This is a genomic window from Pseudomonas veronii, assembly GCF_001439695.1.
GTDB classification, from domain to species: Bacteria; Pseudomonadota; Gammaproteobacteria; order Pseudomonadales; family Pseudomonadaceae; genus Aquipseudomonas; species Aquipseudomonas veronii.
On record NZ_JYLL01000004.1, the window covers coordinates 330,031 to 345,346 of the forward strand.

General features: G+C 60.0%; 16 protein-coding genes. 8 read left to right on the forward strand and 8 right to left on the reverse strand.

Annotation, left to right across the window (positions count from 1 at the left end):
* Nucleotides 1-70: 70 nt before the first annotated feature.
* Nucleotides 71-1,003: a site-specific integrase gene (locus TU80_RS07570; protein ID WP_057004172.1), complete on the reverse strand. Its 933-nt coding sequence runs from the start codon at nucleotides 1,001-1,003 to the stop codon at nucleotides 71-73.
* Nucleotides 1,004-1,173: 170 nt separating this feature from the next.
* On the opposite strand from TU80_RS07570, the gene TU80_RS07575 reads away from it, so the two are divergent.
* Nucleotides 1,174-2,181 (forward strand): DNA-binding protein, encoded by a 1,008-nt coding sequence (locus TU80_RS07575; RefSeq protein ID WP_046383536.1) that lies wholly within the window; start codon nucleotides 1,174-1,176, stop codon nucleotides 2,179-2,181.
* On the opposite strand, the gene gorA is transcribed toward TU80_RS07575, so the two are convergent.
* Complete coding sequence (gene gorA, locus TU80_RS07580; protein WP_057004173.1) at nucleotides 2,182-3,540, reverse strand: glutathione-disulfide reductase; 1,359 nt, start codon at nucleotides 3,538-3,540, stop codon at nucleotides 2,182-2,184. It lies immediately after the preceding gene.
* Nucleotides 3,541-3,645: 105 nt separating this feature from the next.
* The gene (gene galU / locus TU80_RS07585; RefSeq protein WP_003212579.1) at nucleotides 3,646-4,485 is read right to left on the reverse strand and encodes a UTP--glucose-1-phosphate uridylyltransferase GalU; all 840 of its coding nucleotides are present in this window, start codon (nucleotides 4,483-4,485) and stop codon (nucleotides 3,646-3,648) included.
* A gap of 310 nt (nucleotides 4,486-4,795) precedes the next feature.
* On the opposite strand from galU, the gene TU80_RS07590 reads away from it, so the two are divergent.
* Nucleotides 4,796-4,981, forward strand: coding sequence for a hypothetical protein (locus TU80_RS07590; protein WP_017846306.1), 186 nt, complete (start codon nucleotides 4,796-4,798; stop codon nucleotides 4,979-4,981).
* 192 nt (nucleotides 4,982-5,173) lie between these two features.
* Nucleotides 5,174-5,455, forward strand: coding sequence for a hypothetical protein (locus TU80_RS07595; protein WP_017846307.1), 282 nt, complete (start codon nucleotides 5,174-5,176; stop codon nucleotides 5,453-5,455).
* A gap of 9 nt (nucleotides 5,456-5,464) precedes the next feature.
* Here the strand turns inward: TU80_RS07595 and TU80_RS07600 are convergent, their stop codons facing one another.
* The 4 genes from TU80_RS07600 to TU80_RS07615 all read right to left on the reverse strand — a co-directional run bounded on the left by TU80_RS07600 (nucleotide 5,465) and on the right by TU80_RS07615 (nucleotide 7,860).
* Nucleotides 5,465-5,695 (reverse strand): hypothetical protein, encoded by a 231-nt coding sequence (locus tag TU80_RS07600; protein ID WP_046383538.1) that lies wholly within the window; start codon nucleotides 5,693-5,695, stop codon nucleotides 5,465-5,467.
* A 77-nt stretch (nucleotides 5,696-5,772) separates the two neighbouring features.
* On the reverse strand, nucleotides 5,773-6,690 hold the full coding sequence (locus tag TU80_RS07605; RefSeq protein ID WP_057004174.1) for a c-type cytochrome: 918 nt from the start codon (nucleotides 6,688-6,690) through the stop codon (nucleotides 5,773-5,775).
* Nucleotides 6,687-7,334, reverse strand: a complete 648-nt coding sequence (locus TU80_RS07610) for a c-type cytochrome (RefSeq protein WP_057004175.1) — start codon at nucleotides 7,332-7,334, stop codon at nucleotides 6,687-6,689. The genes TU80_RS07605 and TU80_RS07610 overlap by 4 nt, the downstream gene beginning before the upstream one ends.
* A 175-nt stretch (nucleotides 7,335-7,509) precedes the next feature.
* A complete protein-coding gene (locus tag TU80_RS07615; protein ID WP_046383541.1) occupies nucleotides 7,510-7,860 on the reverse strand; it encodes a hypothetical protein in 351 nt (116 codons plus the stop codon).
* Nucleotides 7,861-8,074: 214 nt separating this feature from the next.
* On the opposite strand from TU80_RS07615, the gene TU80_RS07620 reads away from it, so the two are divergent.
* The 5 genes from TU80_RS07620 to TU80_RS07635 all read left to right on the forward strand — a co-directional run bounded on the left by TU80_RS07620 (nucleotide 8,075) and on the right by TU80_RS07635 (nucleotide 11,540).
* A complete protein-coding gene (locus tag TU80_RS07620; RefSeq protein ID WP_017846312.1) occupies nucleotides 8,075-8,377 on the forward strand; it encodes a DUF1883 domain-containing protein in 303 nt (100 codons plus the stop codon).
* A 26-nt stretch (nucleotides 8,378-8,403) separates the two neighbouring features.
* A complete protein-coding gene (locus tag TU80_RS33020; RefSeq protein WP_017846313.1) occupies nucleotides 8,404-8,568 on the forward strand; it encodes a hypothetical protein in 165 nt (54 codons plus the stop codon).
* 4 nt (nucleotides 8,569-8,572) lie between these two features.
* Entirely contained in the window at nucleotides 8,573-9,238 is a 666-nt protein-coding gene (gene alkB / locus TU80_RS07625; protein ID WP_057004176.1) for a DNA oxidative demethylase AlkB, read from the forward strand.
* A gap of 75 nt (nucleotides 9,239-9,313) precedes the next feature.
* On the forward strand, nucleotides 9,314-10,360 hold the full coding sequence (gene ada / locus TU80_RS07630; protein ID WP_017846315.1) for a bifunctional DNA-binding transcriptional regulator/O6-methylguanine-DNA methyltransferase Ada: 1,047 nt from the start codon (nucleotides 9,314-9,316) through the stop codon (nucleotides 10,358-10,360).
* Between the two features lie 118 nt (nucleotides 10,361-10,478).
* Nucleotides 10,479-11,540 (forward strand): NAD(P)H-dependent flavin oxidoreductase, encoded by a 1,062-nt coding sequence (locus TU80_RS07635; protein WP_057004177.1) that lies wholly within the window; start codon nucleotides 10,479-10,481, stop codon nucleotides 11,538-11,540.
* Nucleotides 11,541-11,546: 6 nt separating this feature from the next.
* Here the strand turns inward: TU80_RS07635 and TU80_RS07640 are convergent, their stop codons facing one another.
* A complete protein-coding gene (locus TU80_RS07640) occupies nucleotides 11,547-15,287 on the reverse strand; it encodes a hypothetical protein (RefSeq protein WP_057004178.1) in 3,741 nt (1,246 codons plus the stop codon).
* Nucleotides 15,288-15,316 lie beyond the last annotated feature (29 nt).

The window sequence follows — 15,316 nt, forward strand, 5'->3', positions numbered from 1 at the left end:
TGGCTCATTGGCAAACCTGATGCTCGCGATTGGCTTTCTCTATCAGCCGACAGTATTAATAGAAGAAACCTCAAATCAGCGGCGCAGTTGCCAGGGTCATGCCTAGAAAGGGTGTCGCTTCAACATAGCGCATGGCGGATTTCATGTCGTTCCAGCCGACGTAACTCATCAACGACTTCAAATCCCAACCACTGCGATGGGCCCACGTGGCAAAGCCCCGACGCAGGGAGTGGCTGGTGTAGTGCTCGGCCGGAATGCCCGCACGCTCCAGGGCCTGGCGCAGCAGCGGGATCACGCTGTTGGGGTGCAACCCCGCCTCGCCCAGGTTGCCCCAGCGGTCAATCCCGCGAAACACCGGGCCGCGGACCAGCGCCGAAGCGCTGAGCCATTCACTGTAAGCCTGCACCGGGCACAGCCGCAGCAATGCCGGGGTTTGGTAGGTCTTGCCGAGGTTGTCGCGGTCGCTTTTGCTGCGTGGCAGGTACAGGCTGATGCCGGCCCCGGGCACGGCCTGGACGTTCTCGATGCTCAATCGGCACAACTCATCACTGCGAAAGCCGCGCCAGAAGCCGAGCAGGATCAATGCACTGTCGCGTTTGGCGCGCAACAGCCGGGCGGGGTCCTGGGCTTCGCTCGCTGCGCGCGCCTCCCCTTCCAGGCATGCAACCACCTGTTCCAGATGCTTGAGCTGCAACGGCTGCGCCTGCTTCTCCCGCGCCGGGTGTACGGCGCGAATTCCCTTGAGCACCTGGCGCACGACCGGCGCCTTGGTCGGGTCGGGAAAACCCTGGCTCGTATGCCATTGCGCCAATGCCGAAAGGCGCAACTTCAAGGTATTCACCGCCAACACCCCGGCATGGGCCACGAGGTAACGCGCCACGCTGTCGCTGGTGGCGGGCAGGAATCCGCCCCAACTCACCTCGAAGTGCTCGATGGCAGCGCGATAGCTGCGGCGCGTGTTATCGCGGGTAGCGGCGTTTAGGTAACGATCCAGATCGCTCATGAAAGCCTTTTCGTACTGCTGATAGGGCGCACTCACGGTGAAAACCGCGCTGATACGGGATAATACGCCAATATCCCATCTGTTAGATCATGATTTTCAACTCGTTTTTATTCATGATATGATATGTAAATACATACCATGTACCGCAGTACTAAATCGACGGAGACCCCATGGCTCGTGGCGGCATAAACAAAGCAGTCGTTCAAACGGCACGCTTGGCGATCCTCGCCCGCGGCGAAAACCCCAGCATCGATGCGGTACGCATCGAAATGGGCAATACCGGCTCGAAAACCACGATTCATCGCTACTTGAAGGAACTGGACGAGAGCGAAACGCGGCAGACCATCACCGAAGCGCCCATCGACGATGAACTCGGCGAACTGGTGGCACGGCTTGCCCAGCGCCTGAAAGAGAAAGCCCAAGAGCCCATCGACCTGGCCCTGGCGCAATTCGAACAACAGAAAACCGCCCTGCTCGCCCAGCTCGAAACGCTGCAAGCAGCCCACAACCAACTGCAACAGCAATTCGATATCCAGGCCGCGGCCCTTGCCGAAGAAAGCGCAGCCCTGCAAACCGCCAGCACCAGCCTGCAGACCGAACAAACCCGTAACGCCGGGTTGAGCCAGGCATGCAGTGACTACGAGCTGCGCATCAGCGACAAGGACGAACAGATTCGCTCGCTGGAAGACAAACACCTGCACGCTCGGGATGCCCTGGAGCATTACCGCAACGCCATCAAAGAGCAGCGCGAACAGGAGCAGCGACGCCACGAAGGCCAGGTGCAACAGGTCCAGGCGGAACTGCGCCAGGCCCAGCAGAGCGCCATGGTGCGCCAGGACGAGATCACCCAGTTGCACCGCGACAACGAGCGCCTGCTGATCGAACATCGGGTGACGGTGAAGGAGTTGGCGGCACTGCAGGAGCAAGTGCGCAAGGACCAGGCGCAGCAACTCAACCTGAGCGAACAGTTGAAGCAGATCGACAGCGAACGCACCCTGCTCCAGGAACGCCTGCGGGTCGCGGTGCAAGACAGTCAGTCACGCCAAGCCGCGCTGAGCGAATTCCAGCAGGCCAACAAGGCGCTGGAACTGGACCTGATCAAGGCTCAGGCCAGCATCGAGGCGTTGCGCCTGACAGCCGCCGTTGCAGCGACCGCCGAGGCAACGCCCAGCACCTGATCAGTCGGCCACGGGCGTTCGCATGGTGACGAACTCTTCGGCCGCCGTCGGGTGTACGCCAATGGTTTCATCAAAATGCTGCTTGGTCGCGCCCGCCTTGAGCGCGATCGCCAAGCCCTGCACGATTTCCCCGGCGTCCGGGCCGACCATATGGCAACCCAGGACCCTGTCGGTGTCGGCGTCGACCACCAGTTTCATCAGGGTTTTCTCCTGGCAGCCGGTCAATGTCAGCTTCATCGGCCGGAAACGGCTTTCGAAAACCTTCACCTTATAGCCTTTGCCCTTCGCATCTTCCTCGCTCAGACCGACCGTACCGATGTTCGGCAGGCTGAACACGGCCGTCGGGATCATCGCGTAGTCCACCGGACGATACTGCTCCGGCTTGAACAAGCGACGCGCCACGGCCATGCCTTCGGCCAGGGCCACTGGGGTCAACTGCACGCGACCGATCACATCGCCAATCGCCAGGATCGACGATTCGGCGGTCTGGTACAGGTCATCCACTTCGACAAAACCGCGCTTATCCAGTTTGACCCCGGTGTTTTCCAGGCCCAGGTTATCCAGCATCGGCCGACGGCCGGTGGCGTAGAACACGCAGTCTGTTGCCAGCACGCGCCCGTCTTTGAGGGTGGCCTTGAGGCTGCCGTCGGCTTGCTTGTCGATCCGTTCGATATCGGCATTGAACTGCAGATCCAGGCCACGCTTGGTCAATTCTTCCTGCAGATGCTTGCGCACCGCACCGTCAAAACCGCGCAGGAACAAGTCGCCGCGATACAGCAAAGACGTCTGCGCACCCAAACCATGGAAAATTCCGGCGAACTCAACGGCGATATAGCCACCGCCAACCACCAGCACGCGCTTGGGCAGCGTTTTGAGGAAGAACGCTTCATTGGAACCGATCGCGTGCTCATGCCCCGGTATCTGCGGGATCTGCGGCCAGCCGCCGGTCGCGATCAGGATGTGCCTGGCCGTGAAGCGCTCGCCATTGATTTCCACCTGATGCGGATCGACCAGTCGCGCATGCCCTTCATGCAGGGTCACGCCGCTGTTGACCAGCAGGTTGCGATAGATGCCGTTGAGGCGGTTGATCTCGCGGTCCTTGTTGGCGATCAGGGTCGCCCAGTCAAAGTTCGCCGCCCCCAGGGACCAGCCGAAACCGCTGGCCTGCTCGAAGTCTTCGGCAAAATGCGCGCCGTAGACCAGCAGTTTCTTCGGCACGCAGCCGACGTTCACACACGTGCCGCCCAGGTAGCGGCTTTCCGCCACGGCCACCTTGGCGCCAAAACCGGCGGCAAAGCGCGCAGCACGAACACCGCCGGAACCGGCGCCAATCACATACAGGTCAAAATCGTAGGCCATTTCACTCTCCTCGGCAGGCAATCAGCATACCGACTTAGTTGGGGGCGAAAAACGAAAAAGCCACCCGAAGGTGGCTTTCTCTTACAACAGGCGGGCAACCGTGAATCAGTAAGCCTTGCCAGTCTTGTAGAAGTGCTCGTAGCAGAAGTTGGTCGCTTCGATGTAGCCTTCGGCGCCACCGCAGTCAAAACGACGACCCTTGAACTTGTACGCGATCACGCAACCGTCTTTGGCCTGCTTCAACAGGGCGTCGGTAATCTGGATCTCGCCACCCTTGCCCGGCTCGGTTTCTTCGATCAGCTTGAAGATGTCCGGGGTCAGGATGTAACGACCGATGATCGCCAGGTTCGACGGAGCATCTTCAGGCGCTGGCTTCTCGACCATGTCGCGCACGCGGATCAGGCCATCGCCGATGTCGTCGCCGGCGATCACGCCGTACTTGTTGGTTTCTTGAGGATCGACCTCTTGAACCGCGACGATGGTGCAACGGTACTTCTGGTACAGCTTGACCATCTGGGTCAGTACGCCGTCACCTTCCAGGTTCACACACAGGTCGTCGGCCAGTACCACGGCGAACGGTTCGTCACCGATCAGCGGACGGCCGGTCAGGATGGCGTGGCCGAGGCCTTTCATCTGGGTCTGACGGGTGTAGGAGAACGAGCACTCGTCGAGCAGCTTACGGATACCAACCAGGTATTTTTCCTTGTCGGTGCCTTTGATCTGGTTTTCCAGCTCGTAGCTGATGTCGAAGTGGTCTTCCAGCGCGCGCTTACCACGGCCGGTAACGATAGAGATTTCATTCAAACCGGCATCCAGTGCCTCTTCGACGCCGTACTGGATCAGTGGCTTGTTCACCACCGGCAGCATCTCTTTGGGCATGGCCTTGGTCGCTGGCAAGAAGCGAGTGCCGTAACCGGCTGCTGGGAACAAGCATTTCTTGATCATATGGGTCCTTACAAAGGGCTGTGCGTACGGAATTCGGCGCAGTCTAATCAGGCCGCAGTCACCTTACAATGGGTCCTGCTGGCGTTGCGATGTCATCATAGAGAAAAAATGTCGGCGTAAGTTCCGCTAATCCTACAAAGAGCTTCACCAATACCCCGACAAAAACAGCGTAGCCCTGTGGCTTGAAAAGGGCTGCAACCCTTTTAGCACGCTTTGGCGCCGCAAACATTGACCTGGAATAACTTGGGCGGTGGCGCGACAATTGGCGCTATCATTACGCCCTTGAACCAGACTACGAGATTGTTAATAGATGTCAGAACCCAAAGGCGTGAACGGCTACCTGATCACTAAGCGAGCGGACGGTTGGCACCTGATCAACTTCCACGGCGACAGCGTCGCTGGCGCATTCGCGACCGAGAGCCAGGCAACTGCGGTTGCAGAAGTGTTTGTGGATGAAGCGGGCCACGCATCGAGCAAGCGACCGAAGGGCAAGTAAGCCTTGGAAGCTGCGTAAAAAAGCCCCGGTGAACGGGGCTTTTTTGTATCTTTTGTCTAACCCTGGAATAGGCTTACAACTGACTTTCAGAACGAGACATGTCTATACGTAGATGGCAGTTCGCTATAGTCTCGTCGAAACGCCCCATGACAGTGTCAGCGCGCCCTCCAACACCCTCGATGATGAACACACATGAACAAGATTCTGGCACTCACTGCAGTATTGGCGCTCGCCGGCTGCACGACCACGTCTGATGTCTACCTGAAAAACGGCGAACAAGGCCTGACCATCGACTGCTCGGGCGAAGCCAATTCCTGGGCCAGTTGCTACGAAAAGGCCGACGCCTCTTGTGCGGGCACCGGCTACCGTATCGTCGGTACCGAAGGCACGCCTTCGCTCAAGGAAAGTGAAAAGACCCTGGGCCAGGACGTGGGCAATTTCAAAAGCCGCAGTGTGGTGGTGGTCTGCAAGTAAGCGTTACGTCTACAGCTGGATATCGGCAAACTTGATACCCAGGCCACGGACGGTCTCCACCAGCTCATCCAGGCGCGAGAAAGATTCGACTTCATCCTGATCGTCCACCAGGAAAAAACTGCGACCGCCGCTTTTCTTGAAGAATACGATCCATTCCCCGAGGTCAGCCGGGTTCTGGATGATGTGAGTGGCCGATATCTGACCTTCGGCCTGGCGAGCCCTGACGTGTTCACGCTTCATGAAAGACTTCCCAAAAAAGACACATGCCGCACAAACCGAGGGTTTGCGCGGCATTTTTGCGTTGATTGGGCGAGAGTCTAACGGATGCCCTGCCCAATCAACACGCCTTCTACGGTTTGGCCGTAGAGATTGACCCCATCGTTGGCGTGGAATTTGACCCGGGTTTTCTCCACGGAACCGTCAACCAGCCGCGGGTCCTGCGGTCGCTCGTGGCTGTTGACGTAGGCCGCTACGTCCCAGGCTTGCTGGTCGCTCAGGCTGCCACCCTTGCCCAGCGGCATGTTGTGCTTGATGAAGGACGCCGCAGTATTGATGCGGTGCATGCCGGCGCCCCAATTGTAGGAGTCCTTCCCCCACAACGGTGGCATCACGTAACTGTCACCGGCCTTCTGGCCCTGCCCTTCGGGGCCGTGGCAGACGGCGCATTGCCCTTTGTAAACCTGCGCGCCCCCGGACAGGTCATAACCCTTGGCCGGTTGGGCCACGTCGGGATACCCACGACCTGGTAACTCCACGCCCAACGGTGCTTTGCTGGCCAGCCAGTAGGCGTACACCGAGAGCGCGGTAATTTCGCGACTATCAGCGGTCGGCGGCGTACCGCCGTTCATGCTGAATTGGAAACACCCCTGCAACCGCTCGGCAAAGGTGTTGACCTTGTCGTTCTTCTTTCGATAGGCCGGATACATCGGGTAGGCGCCCCACAGCGGCGCCGAGTTGGCCAGGCGGCCCTGATCCAGGTGGCAATTGCTGCAGTTGAGCCCGTTACCGACGAATGTTGGCGCCAGGCGTTTGGTATCCACGAACAACGCGTAGCCCTCCTTGACCAGCTTGCCGTAGGCATTGTCAGGCAGCTCGCTCTCTTGGGGCGGCTGGAATTGACTGACAGCCGCGTGGCCGGCAGAAGGCTGCAACTGCGACTGGTCTTCCATGGCGATCGTAGCGGCGTGGGCGGACGGCAGACCCAACAGTCCTAGAACTAAAACAAACGGGCTCATGGCTTGGCCTCCAGTTTCAGTGAGGCGAAATACTGGGCCACGCCCTGTACTTCATCCGGCGTCAGGGATTTTGCGATGTGGCCCATCAGATCATTCGGGTCGTTGTGACGGGTGCCGTTTTGCCAGGCCGTCAACTGTGCTGCCAGGTAGGTGGCAGGCTGACCGGCAAGAGGCGGGAACGTGTCGCCGACACCCGTACCGGCAGGACCATGGCAACTTGCACATGCCGGAATTTGCCGTTCCCACGCGCCCTGCTGGGCGAGCTTTTGCGCAGCACCGATAGGCATCTCGCTGCGATGGATCGGTTGCGGGACGGCGCCTGGCATCGCCGCCAGCGCCTGGCTGACAGCGTCGATCTCAGCGTCAGTGAGGGCATTCGCCAAGGGTTGCATCACCGGGTTGACACGCGTGCCGCGCCTGAAGTCTTCCAACTGTTTACGCACATACAGGGCCGGCAACCCCGCCAACCTGGGGAAGCCCGCGGCGGCGAGCCCCGCGCCATCGGCGCCATGGCAGGCTACGCAGGGCATGGCGCCCGGCTGCGAGCCGCCCTCGGTGAATATCTTCTTCCCATCCAGCGCGTGGGCATTGCCCAGCAGCAACATCAGCGCACTGCCTATCAGCACTCGTTCCAGAGACATCATCACGGCTCCATTTTTTATAGTTATATATTTAGGCGTTTATGTCATAAGCCTACAAATGGTAGGAGAACCTTCCCGTCACGACAACTGCGAAAACGCGCGCAAAAAAAAGCCTGACACCGCAATGGCAGGTCAGGCTTTTTTATCGGATTCAAACGGACCGTGTAAACGCGCGGCCTCAGCCGGAAATGCAGTCCTCCCCGGCCTTCTTCACATCGCCTGGGCGGATCGGCACATTGGACATGCTCTCGTAGAGCTTGATGCTGCTGCCACTGGAGCGCTCGTCAATCTCGAAAATAGCCGACGGGTCAGCGGAGAATTTCTGCGGCACAATCACCTGCACGCCGTCTTTATGCGGCTCGATCTGCGGCGGCCGGCGGGTAGTCGACAATTTGCGTACCACACAGGCGGCATATTCCTGCGGTTTTTTCCCTGAAATGACCGCCAAGGTCGGGGGGGTCTGCTTGATATCTGCAACCGAAGCACACCCACCTATCGCCAAGGCCAGAACCAACACACTCCACTTCATATAAAACCTCCGATAAAGACCCTAGGACAGCGGGGATGGTAATTTTCTCCCGCCCACGTAGGATTTATCCCTGATAACTCGGTAAATAACTGTTTTAAATTGTCGAAGTCGTCGACGACGGCCCGATAATAAACGCGCTGGGGCTGATAAACTCTATCTTAACCTACGTATCGTTCTGATTTTTCAGAAAAAGCCCTTCTGGAGACACCCGCCCATGAAATTCATCCACCAGCGTGAGCACCTCAACGAGGGAGATATTGTCGTCATCGAATGCTCACAGACTTGTAATATTCGTCTGATGAGCGATGCGAATTTTCGCAGTTTCAAGAATGGCGGTCGTCACACCTACCACGGCGGCGCGTTCGACAAGTTCCCGGCGAAAATCACCGCACCGAGCACCGGTTTCTGGAACATCACCCTGGACGTTGTGACGCGCCGCGCCATCAGCGTTACCCGCAAACCTGCGCTGTCCCACAAGATCCGCATCGTTCGTCGCACCAACAGCAAATTGAGCTGACCCGAACACTCGACAGGAAAAAAGCTGTGACCACGACCAAATACGTCATCAAGTACAAACTCAACGGCGAACGCCGCTTTGAGTTTGCCCAACTGCACAGCAACAGCGTCGAAGAAGCCAAGCTAGTACTGGCGAAGATTCACGACGCCAGCGATGAAATCACTGACATCAACGTGAGCAAGGCGCTGTAAGCCCATGCCCGGCCCGACCGTCGACCTGTTCGCCGACGACGCCCTGCAACAACCCGCAGGGCGTGAGCAGATTGGCGAACAGTCCCACGTTCTGAGGGGCTATGCCCTGCCCTGGATTGAGCATCTTCTGCCAGCGTTGCGCTGCGTGCTGGCTCAGTCGCCGTTTCGGCAAATGGTCACGCCCGGTGGTTTCACCATGTCGGCCGCGCTGAGCAGTTGCGGAGAACTGGGTTGGACCACCGATCCCAGCGGCTACCGCTACACCGCGCTTGACCCGCGCAGTGGCCACCCCTGGCCAGTCATGCCCGAAACGTTGCGCCAACTGGCGGCACACGCGGCGGACGACGCCGGGTTCAGCGATTTTGTGCCCGATGCCTGCCTGATCAACCGTTATGTGCCGGGGGCGAAGATGTCGTTGCACCAGGACAAGAACGAACGCTGCTATACCGCGCCGGTGGTTTCCGTGTCGCTGGGGCTGCCGGCGATCTTCCTGTTCGGCGGCCATGCACGCAGCGACAAGCCGCAAAAAATCTCGTTGTTCCATGGCGATGTGGTGGTGTGGGGCGGGGTTGATCGTCTGCGCTTCCACGGAGTCATGCCGGTCAAGGACGGCACGCATCCGGTCATGGGCCCGCAACGCATCAACCTGACCTTTCGCACCGCCGGCTGATTTGACCGCAAGCTTCAGAGTGCCAGGCCGCCGCGACACGACTAATCTGGCCGTGACCCGTCATGAGAGCAGGCAATGAATAACGAACATGACCCGCGCTGGGCAGCGATCCTCGCCCGTGATCCTCAGGCCGACGCGCTGTTCGTCTATGGGGTAAAAACCACCGGTGTGTATTGCCGTCCCAGCAGTGCCTCGCGCTTGCCGCGCCCGGAAAACGTCGAATTCTTTGAGACACCTCAACAGGCCGAGGCGGCAGGCTATCGCCCAAGCAAACGCGCGACCGGTGACCAGACGCAACGCGCGGCGCGTCACGCCGAACTGGTGGCCAACGCTTGTCGGCAGATCGAACACGCCGAAACCCCGCCCAGCCTCGACCAACTGGCACAGCAAGCCGGGCTGAGTGCGTTCCATTTCCACCGCGTGTTCAAGTCTGTCACCGGCCTCACCCCCAAGGGCTATGCCAGCGCCCAGCGCTCACGCAAAGTGCGCAAGGGGCTCAAAGGTCGCAACACCGTTACCGACGCGCTGTATGACGCCGGCTTCAATTCCAACAGCCGCTTCTATGAATCGGCGGACCAACTGCTTGGCATGAAGCCAAGCGATTACAAAGCCGGCGGCACGAATACTCACATCCATTTTGCCGTCGGCCAATGTTCCCTCGGCGCGATTCTGGTGGCGCAAAGTCATCGCGGCGTGTGCGCGATTCTGCTGGGCGACGAGCCGGACACGCTGGTGCGCGACCTGCAGGACCAATTCCCCAACGCCGAACTGCTGGGCGCCGACCCAGCCTTCGAACAGTTGGTCGCCCAGGTGGTGGGGTTTATAGAAGCCCCGGCCCTGGGCCTGGACTTACCCTTGGACCTGCGCGGCACGGCCTTTCAGGAACGGGTATGGCAGGCCTTGCGCGACATCCCGGTGGGCAGCACCGCCAGCTACGCGCAGATCGCCGAACGGATTGGCGCGCCCACCGCCTTTCGGGCCGTGGCCCAGGCCTGTGGCGCCAATCGCCTCGCAGTGGCGATTCCCTGCCACCGCGTGGTGCGCAGTAATGGCGAGTTGTCGGGCTACCGATGGGGTGTGGAGCGCAAGCGCCAGTTGCTGGAACGCGAGCGCGATCGCTAAAACAGCCCGCGCCACTACACGAAACCCAGGCTGCGTCCAGTGAATAAAACAGACTGGCCGGATGCCAAGGGCCCTGCTAAAACAGCGAAAACTCTTACCAACGCTGGAGACGCATCCCATGAGCACCTGGTCAGACACGCGCATTCTCGATCTGCTGGGCATCGATGTACCGATTATCCAGGCGCCCATGGCCGGTGCGACCACCGCGCAAATGGTCATCGCCGCCAGCGAGGCCGGCGCGCTCGGTTCGATGCCGGCGGCGGCGCTGAGTATCGAGCAATTGCGCGATGCGTTGAGCACTATCCGTCAGGCCAGTACGCGGCCGATCAACGTGAACTTCTTTTGCCATCAACCGCCCGAGGCGGACGACGCCCGTGATCGGCGCTGGAAAGACCTGCTGCAACCCTACTACCGCGAACTGGGCGCCGACTTTGATGCTCCGACGCCGGTGACCAACCGTGCGCCGTTCAACGAAGCGGCTTGTGAAGTGGTGGAAGCGTTCCGTCCCGAGGTGGTCAGTTTCCATTTCGGCTTGCCGGAAAAGTCCTTACTGGACCGCGTCAAAGCGACCGGCGCCAAGGTACTTTCATCGGCCACAACCGTCGAAGAAGCGATTTGGCTGGAACAGCATGGCTGCGACGCGATCATCGCCATGGGCCTTGAAGCCGGCGGCCACCGCGGTATGTTTCTCAGCGACGACCTCAACAGCCAGATCGGCTTGATGGCGCTGGTGCCGCAGATCGTCGACGCCGTGAGCGTGCCAGTGATCGCCGCCGGCGGTATCGCTGACGCACGCGGCATCGCAGCCGCCTTTGCCTTGGGTGCTTCGGCAGTGCAGATCGGTACCGCTTACCTGTTGACCCCCGAAGCCACGGTCAGCCCCTCGCACCACCATGCATTGCGCCACGCCCAGGCCAGCGAAACCGCGCTGACCAACCTGTTCACCGGCCGACCGGCACGCGGCATCGTCAACCGGGTGATGCGAGAACTCGGCGCGATCAACCCGCTGGCCCCGGCCTTCCCCAGGGCCGGCGGTGCGTTGCTGCCACTCAAGGCCAAGGATGAAGCCGGCTTCAGCAACCTGTGGGCGGGCCAGGCGGTGGGCCTGCGGCATCCGTTCGCAACCCGCGAGCTGACCACCTGGCTGGCAGAACAAGCCTTGAGCCGGCTGTCTCGGTAACGCAAGTCAGATCAGTATCGGCTCTGCGGGTGGAAGGCCGCTGAGCCGACGTTCGTGCAGCGGCGTCAACACAGTAAACCGCTGTTGACGCAACGCACAGATGCCATATACGACTCGGGCAAAGTGTTCGTTGCTGTCGTCATAGGGCTGGCTCGCCATGATCAGCGCGAAACAGCATTCGGCCTGGCGCTCCTGGGCCATCTTGCGGATCAATCCCAACCCTATCCCCAGCAACGCCCGGCTACTGGTCATGGTCAGTCGCTCATAACCAGAGCTGCGCTGGTGATGACACTCGCGCTGCTGGCCCCGGGCGAGCTGTTCATACAGCGCGTCCAGTTCAGCGGCGGTGTATAAATCCACCATCGCCTGCTCGCCTGACACATGAAGTTCCAGTTGTTGTTTAAATAACAGTCGCCACGCATCGTCGTCGATTCCGGCCCGCACCGCGACCCAGTCGACACAATCGACCAGCGCGTTTTGCGCGCTCGCGAGCGTGCTTGGCAAACCGGCCTGCAGGGCTTCGAGGTGGATCAATGCCTGGTTGACCAAGTCTGCCTCCTCAGCCATCACGCCCTCCATCAGTTCTCGATAGCCGCCCCGCGGTTCGTTACGCCATGCCTGAAGGAAGCCCAGCATCAAGGCCCGCAACTCACCGATCGCCTGCACGCCAATGGTGCGCCGCAATAGCCCTTCCGCCTCGTCGACCAGGCCGCTGAGGTTGCTGACTTGCGCCAGCAGTTCAGACTGCTTGAAGGTCGCCGGTTCATTGAGCGATAGCGATGCATTGATCGGCAACTGGTGAAAGACCTGGGCCCAGACACGCTCCAACTGCTCGCGAACCCCGCAGACGAAATCCAGGGGAAACGACAGCACGCTGTAATCGCCGCCATTGACGAAGGGGCTCCAACTGATGCCCAGCGCAAACGCCCCGTCAACCTCCAGGCTTGCGTTGGCAAAATCCGGATAAAACTTGTAAATCACCAACGCGCCCTCCAAGGCCGGCAACCCGCGCACGCAGTCCTCCCAGCCTTTCAACGTACCGAAATAGCCGCGACCGTTCATTGAGGCATCGAGGTCGCCCAGGCTGAAATCGACCATCGCGGTGTCCGTCGCATCCCGAATCGACAACGCAAAATGCGTTTGCGGGCGCTGATCGCCGAGTTCGGAGAAAATCAGCACGCCGACGGCCTGTGTCTCCCAGCGCTGACTGCGCAAAAAGTCGGAACAGCTTTTCGCCTCGGCATAACCGCAGGTGGCGGTTGCCTGGAGGTAACCTTTGAGTTCGGCGCCTTTGCCCCGGTCGTCGAAGGATTTTTCCATGCGCTGGCGCAGGTCGATCAACCAGAACGGCGTGGAGACAAAAGTCTCGGACTCACTGGTCTGTTTCAACTTTATCGGGACGTCGTAGTCTATGGGCGCATTCAGAATCGGCGCGACAGTCCGACCGCCGAGCGTCGACTGCTTGAGCAATATGCGCAACTTGGCATTGGCGCTGGGCAGGTCGGCCCCCAGGTCGACCATCGCCAATAGCACCCCCAGCTTGCACTCATGGATGTAGTGGGCGTAGTCCTCGGGACGATCGGTATTTTGCGCCAACGCATACGTAAGGCCGACATCACCGACATTGGCGATGAAGCGCGCCATGCCGGAAAGCAGCAGCGCGCCCAACCCACTCAGAGGCCCGACGGCCGCCGTCACCAGGCCGGACACCGCACGGGCGACACTTTTGAACATCGCCAGTTTTACCCGGCGCCGCTCTTCGTCGGACGAAAACACTGCGTAGTCGACCTGCCCCTTGATATCCGCGATGGCCGCCAATTGCAATTGCGCGTTGATGTGCTGGGTATCACGAAAGGACACCGGCTCCGGGGCGAAACGCCGGTAATGGTAGCCATAGCGTTTTTTTTGCGGAAAAAAATCCTGGGGCACCAGGTTCATTTTCTGCGGGAAAGGGGAATGTTCCGCGACAAATCGCATCAACACCTCCGAGGGTTGCCCGGCGGTGGTGCTTGGTGCCCAGACCGCCCACTTGAGCTCGGTGAAGTTGAGGGATATCAGCAATGCCTTCTGTGAGTTGAATTTGAGCACAATCGCATTGGGCACCACCGCTTCATTGAATAGCAGCAGTCGCGGTTTCAACTCGCCTTTCAAGTAGCGGAACGCACACCCTCGCAAGTCTTCGTCGGCTGCATCGACTTGCGCGAGGTAGCGTGCGACCCGCACCCTGGCGAGGGCGTCACAGGTTTCGCCGAACAGTTTCTGGTAGTCGTCGCTGGCGGCCAGCGCATCGATATCCGCCAGGAAGTCAGCCAGCAACACGTCGCGCATCCCGGTCAATGTCGCGACTTGCGACGCTGGCAAGGCTTGCCCCTGCACATGCACGGCACTGAGTTTTTCCTGGAAGTACGCACGCCGTTGCGGCTCACCCAACAGCACTTGTTCAAAGGAAAAGTACTTGTAGCGTGGCGGCACGAATGCACTCACGCCAGGAGAATATGTGGGGTGGCCTATCAGGTATTTGAACTTGAATTGGCGTTCTTTTTTGAACAATTGCTGGGTGTCTTGAGACAGACCGGACTTCTTCAGGCAGCGATCGATCAACGATTCGATATAGTCTTTGGCGATCTTGTTATTGCCCACGCACTCCCTCAGCCCATCCCATTTTTGCCAGGCCTGGGTTGTGGTTGCCTCGGGCGTCGGAGGCGCGGTGGGGGCCTTCCAGCCGGTACGTTCGCGGGGCTGAATGCTGACCGCTATAAACAGCCGCGCGGCATCGCAGCGCACGAACCATTGATTGGGCCGCTCGCTCTGCAGCCGGATGCCGCCGTCTTCCTGCAAGACGCCGCAGTTGACCCAGGGGCAGCGGTAACTCATGTAGACGCTGAGATAGTAGTGCCAATCCGCAGCGGCGCGGCGCGAGGCCGGAACCTCGATGATGTAGCGCTCCTCATCGGCCTGATAAGGCATTGCGCTCAGGGTCACCTCGATCACTTCGTCGGCCTTCAGCGCTTGGTCGGCGAGGAGGACGGCACGGGGCGTCCAGCGCGGGAAAATGCTGAAATCGGCGTCGAGTACCGCCTCGCCGAACGGCTTGACCCACAGCGTGTTTTTGCCGGGCTCATCGGAATAACGAATGTGATCGCCGCTGCGTGCGCCAATACGCATCCCCGGCCAACCGGTGCCAATCGCCCTGGGCCATTGCCCGGCCCCCAGGGAAATCAGCGGGAGATCGAACCAGATATCCGCAAGCAGGCGCTTACTGGCCCCCCACACGGAGAACAGCACCACCTCGGTCTTGAGCAAAGGCCGTGTCGCGATCGCCAGGCCACGCTCTTCCCACTCGACACTCTGGGCCTGGCCTGACACTCGCAGGCTGTCGAGAAAGTATCGATGGGCCGTCAAGCGTTGGGCCAATGCCCCGTAAAACTTGGGAAACAGGACATTGACCTGCACGCTGTCAGTCGATTGGTTTTTTCCGACACTCGCGCGCCAGGTGAAGCGCTTGTCGAGGATTTTCCACAGGGGCATTTCCTGGCGCTCGACAATCAACGCAGGACTTCCCGGCTCGGCCCCCTCCTCCAGGATCGAAAACTCCACCGGTATCAACGATTGCGTGGTGATCAGCGCCTTGGCCTGCGGTTCCAGTGCCGAAGCGCTGAGTACGCGGTCCAGCCAGGCTTTCACGGCGGCCTCGCTGGTAAGGTTGTTCGGTGCACCGACGTTGATATAGGCATATTCCCTTTGCATGGCACTTGCTCCTTTGCCGGCTAAAGGAG

What these genes read in the sequence shown, in the direction of transcription:
- TU80_RS07570 (WP_057004172.1), bottom strand. Translation starts at nt 1,003, where the DNA reads ATGAGCGATCTGGATCGTTACCTAAACGCCGCTACCCGCGATAACACG.
- TU80_RS07590 (WP_017846306.1), top strand. Translation starts at nt 4,796, where the DNA reads ATGTCAGAACCCAAAGGCGTGAACGGCTACCTGATCACTAAGCGAGCG.
- TU80_RS07635 (WP_057004177.1), top strand. Translation starts at nt 10,479, where the DNA reads ATGAGCACCTGGTCAGACACGCGCATTCTCGATCTGCTGGGCATCGAT.
- TU80_RS07640 (WP_057004178.1), bottom strand. Translation starts at nt 15,287, where the DNA reads ATGCAAAGGGAATATGCCTATATCAACGTCGGTGCACCGAACAACCTT.
- TU80_RS07600 (WP_046383538.1), bottom strand. Translation starts at nt 5,695, where the DNA reads ATGAAGCGTGAACACGTCAGGGCTCGCCAGGCCGAAGGTCAGATATCG.
- alkB (WP_057004176.1), top strand. Translation starts at nt 8,573, where the DNA reads ATGCCCGGCCCGACCGTCGACCTGTTCGCCGACGACGCCCTGCAACAA.
- galU (WP_003212579.1), bottom strand. Translation starts at nt 4,485, where the DNA reads ATGATCAAGAAATGCTTGTTCCCAGCAGCCGGTTACGGCACTCGCTTC.
- TU80_RS07595 (WP_017846307.1), top strand. Translation starts at nt 5,174, where the DNA reads ATGAACAAGATTCTGGCACTCACTGCAGTATTGGCGCTCGCCGGCTGC.
- TU80_RS07575 (WP_046383536.1), top strand. Translation starts at nt 1,174, where the DNA reads ATGGCTCGTGGCGGCATAAACAAAGCAGTCGTTCAAACGGCACGCTTG.
- ada (WP_017846315.1), top strand. Translation starts at nt 9,314, where the DNA reads ATGAATAACGAACATGACCCGCGCTGGGCAGCGATCCTCGCCCGTGAT.
- TU80_RS07615 (WP_046383541.1), bottom strand. Translation starts at nt 7,860, where the DNA reads ATGAAGTGGAGTGTGTTGGTTCTGGCCTTGGCGATAGGTGGGTGTGCT.
- TU80_RS07620 (WP_017846312.1), top strand. Translation starts at nt 8,075, where the DNA reads ATGAAATTCATCCACCAGCGTGAGCACCTCAACGAGGGAGATATTGTC.
- gorA (WP_057004173.1), bottom strand. Translation starts at nt 3,540, where the DNA reads ATGGCCTACGATTTTGACCTGTATGTGATTGGCGCCGGTTCCGGCGGT.
- TU80_RS07605 (WP_057004174.1), bottom strand. Translation starts at nt 6,690, where the DNA reads ATGAGCCCGTTTGTTTTAGTTCTAGGACTGTTGGGTCTGCCGTCCGCC.
- TU80_RS07610 (WP_057004175.1), bottom strand. Translation starts at nt 7,334, where the DNA reads ATGATGTCTCTGGAACGAGTGCTGATAGGCAGTGCGCTGATGTTGCTG.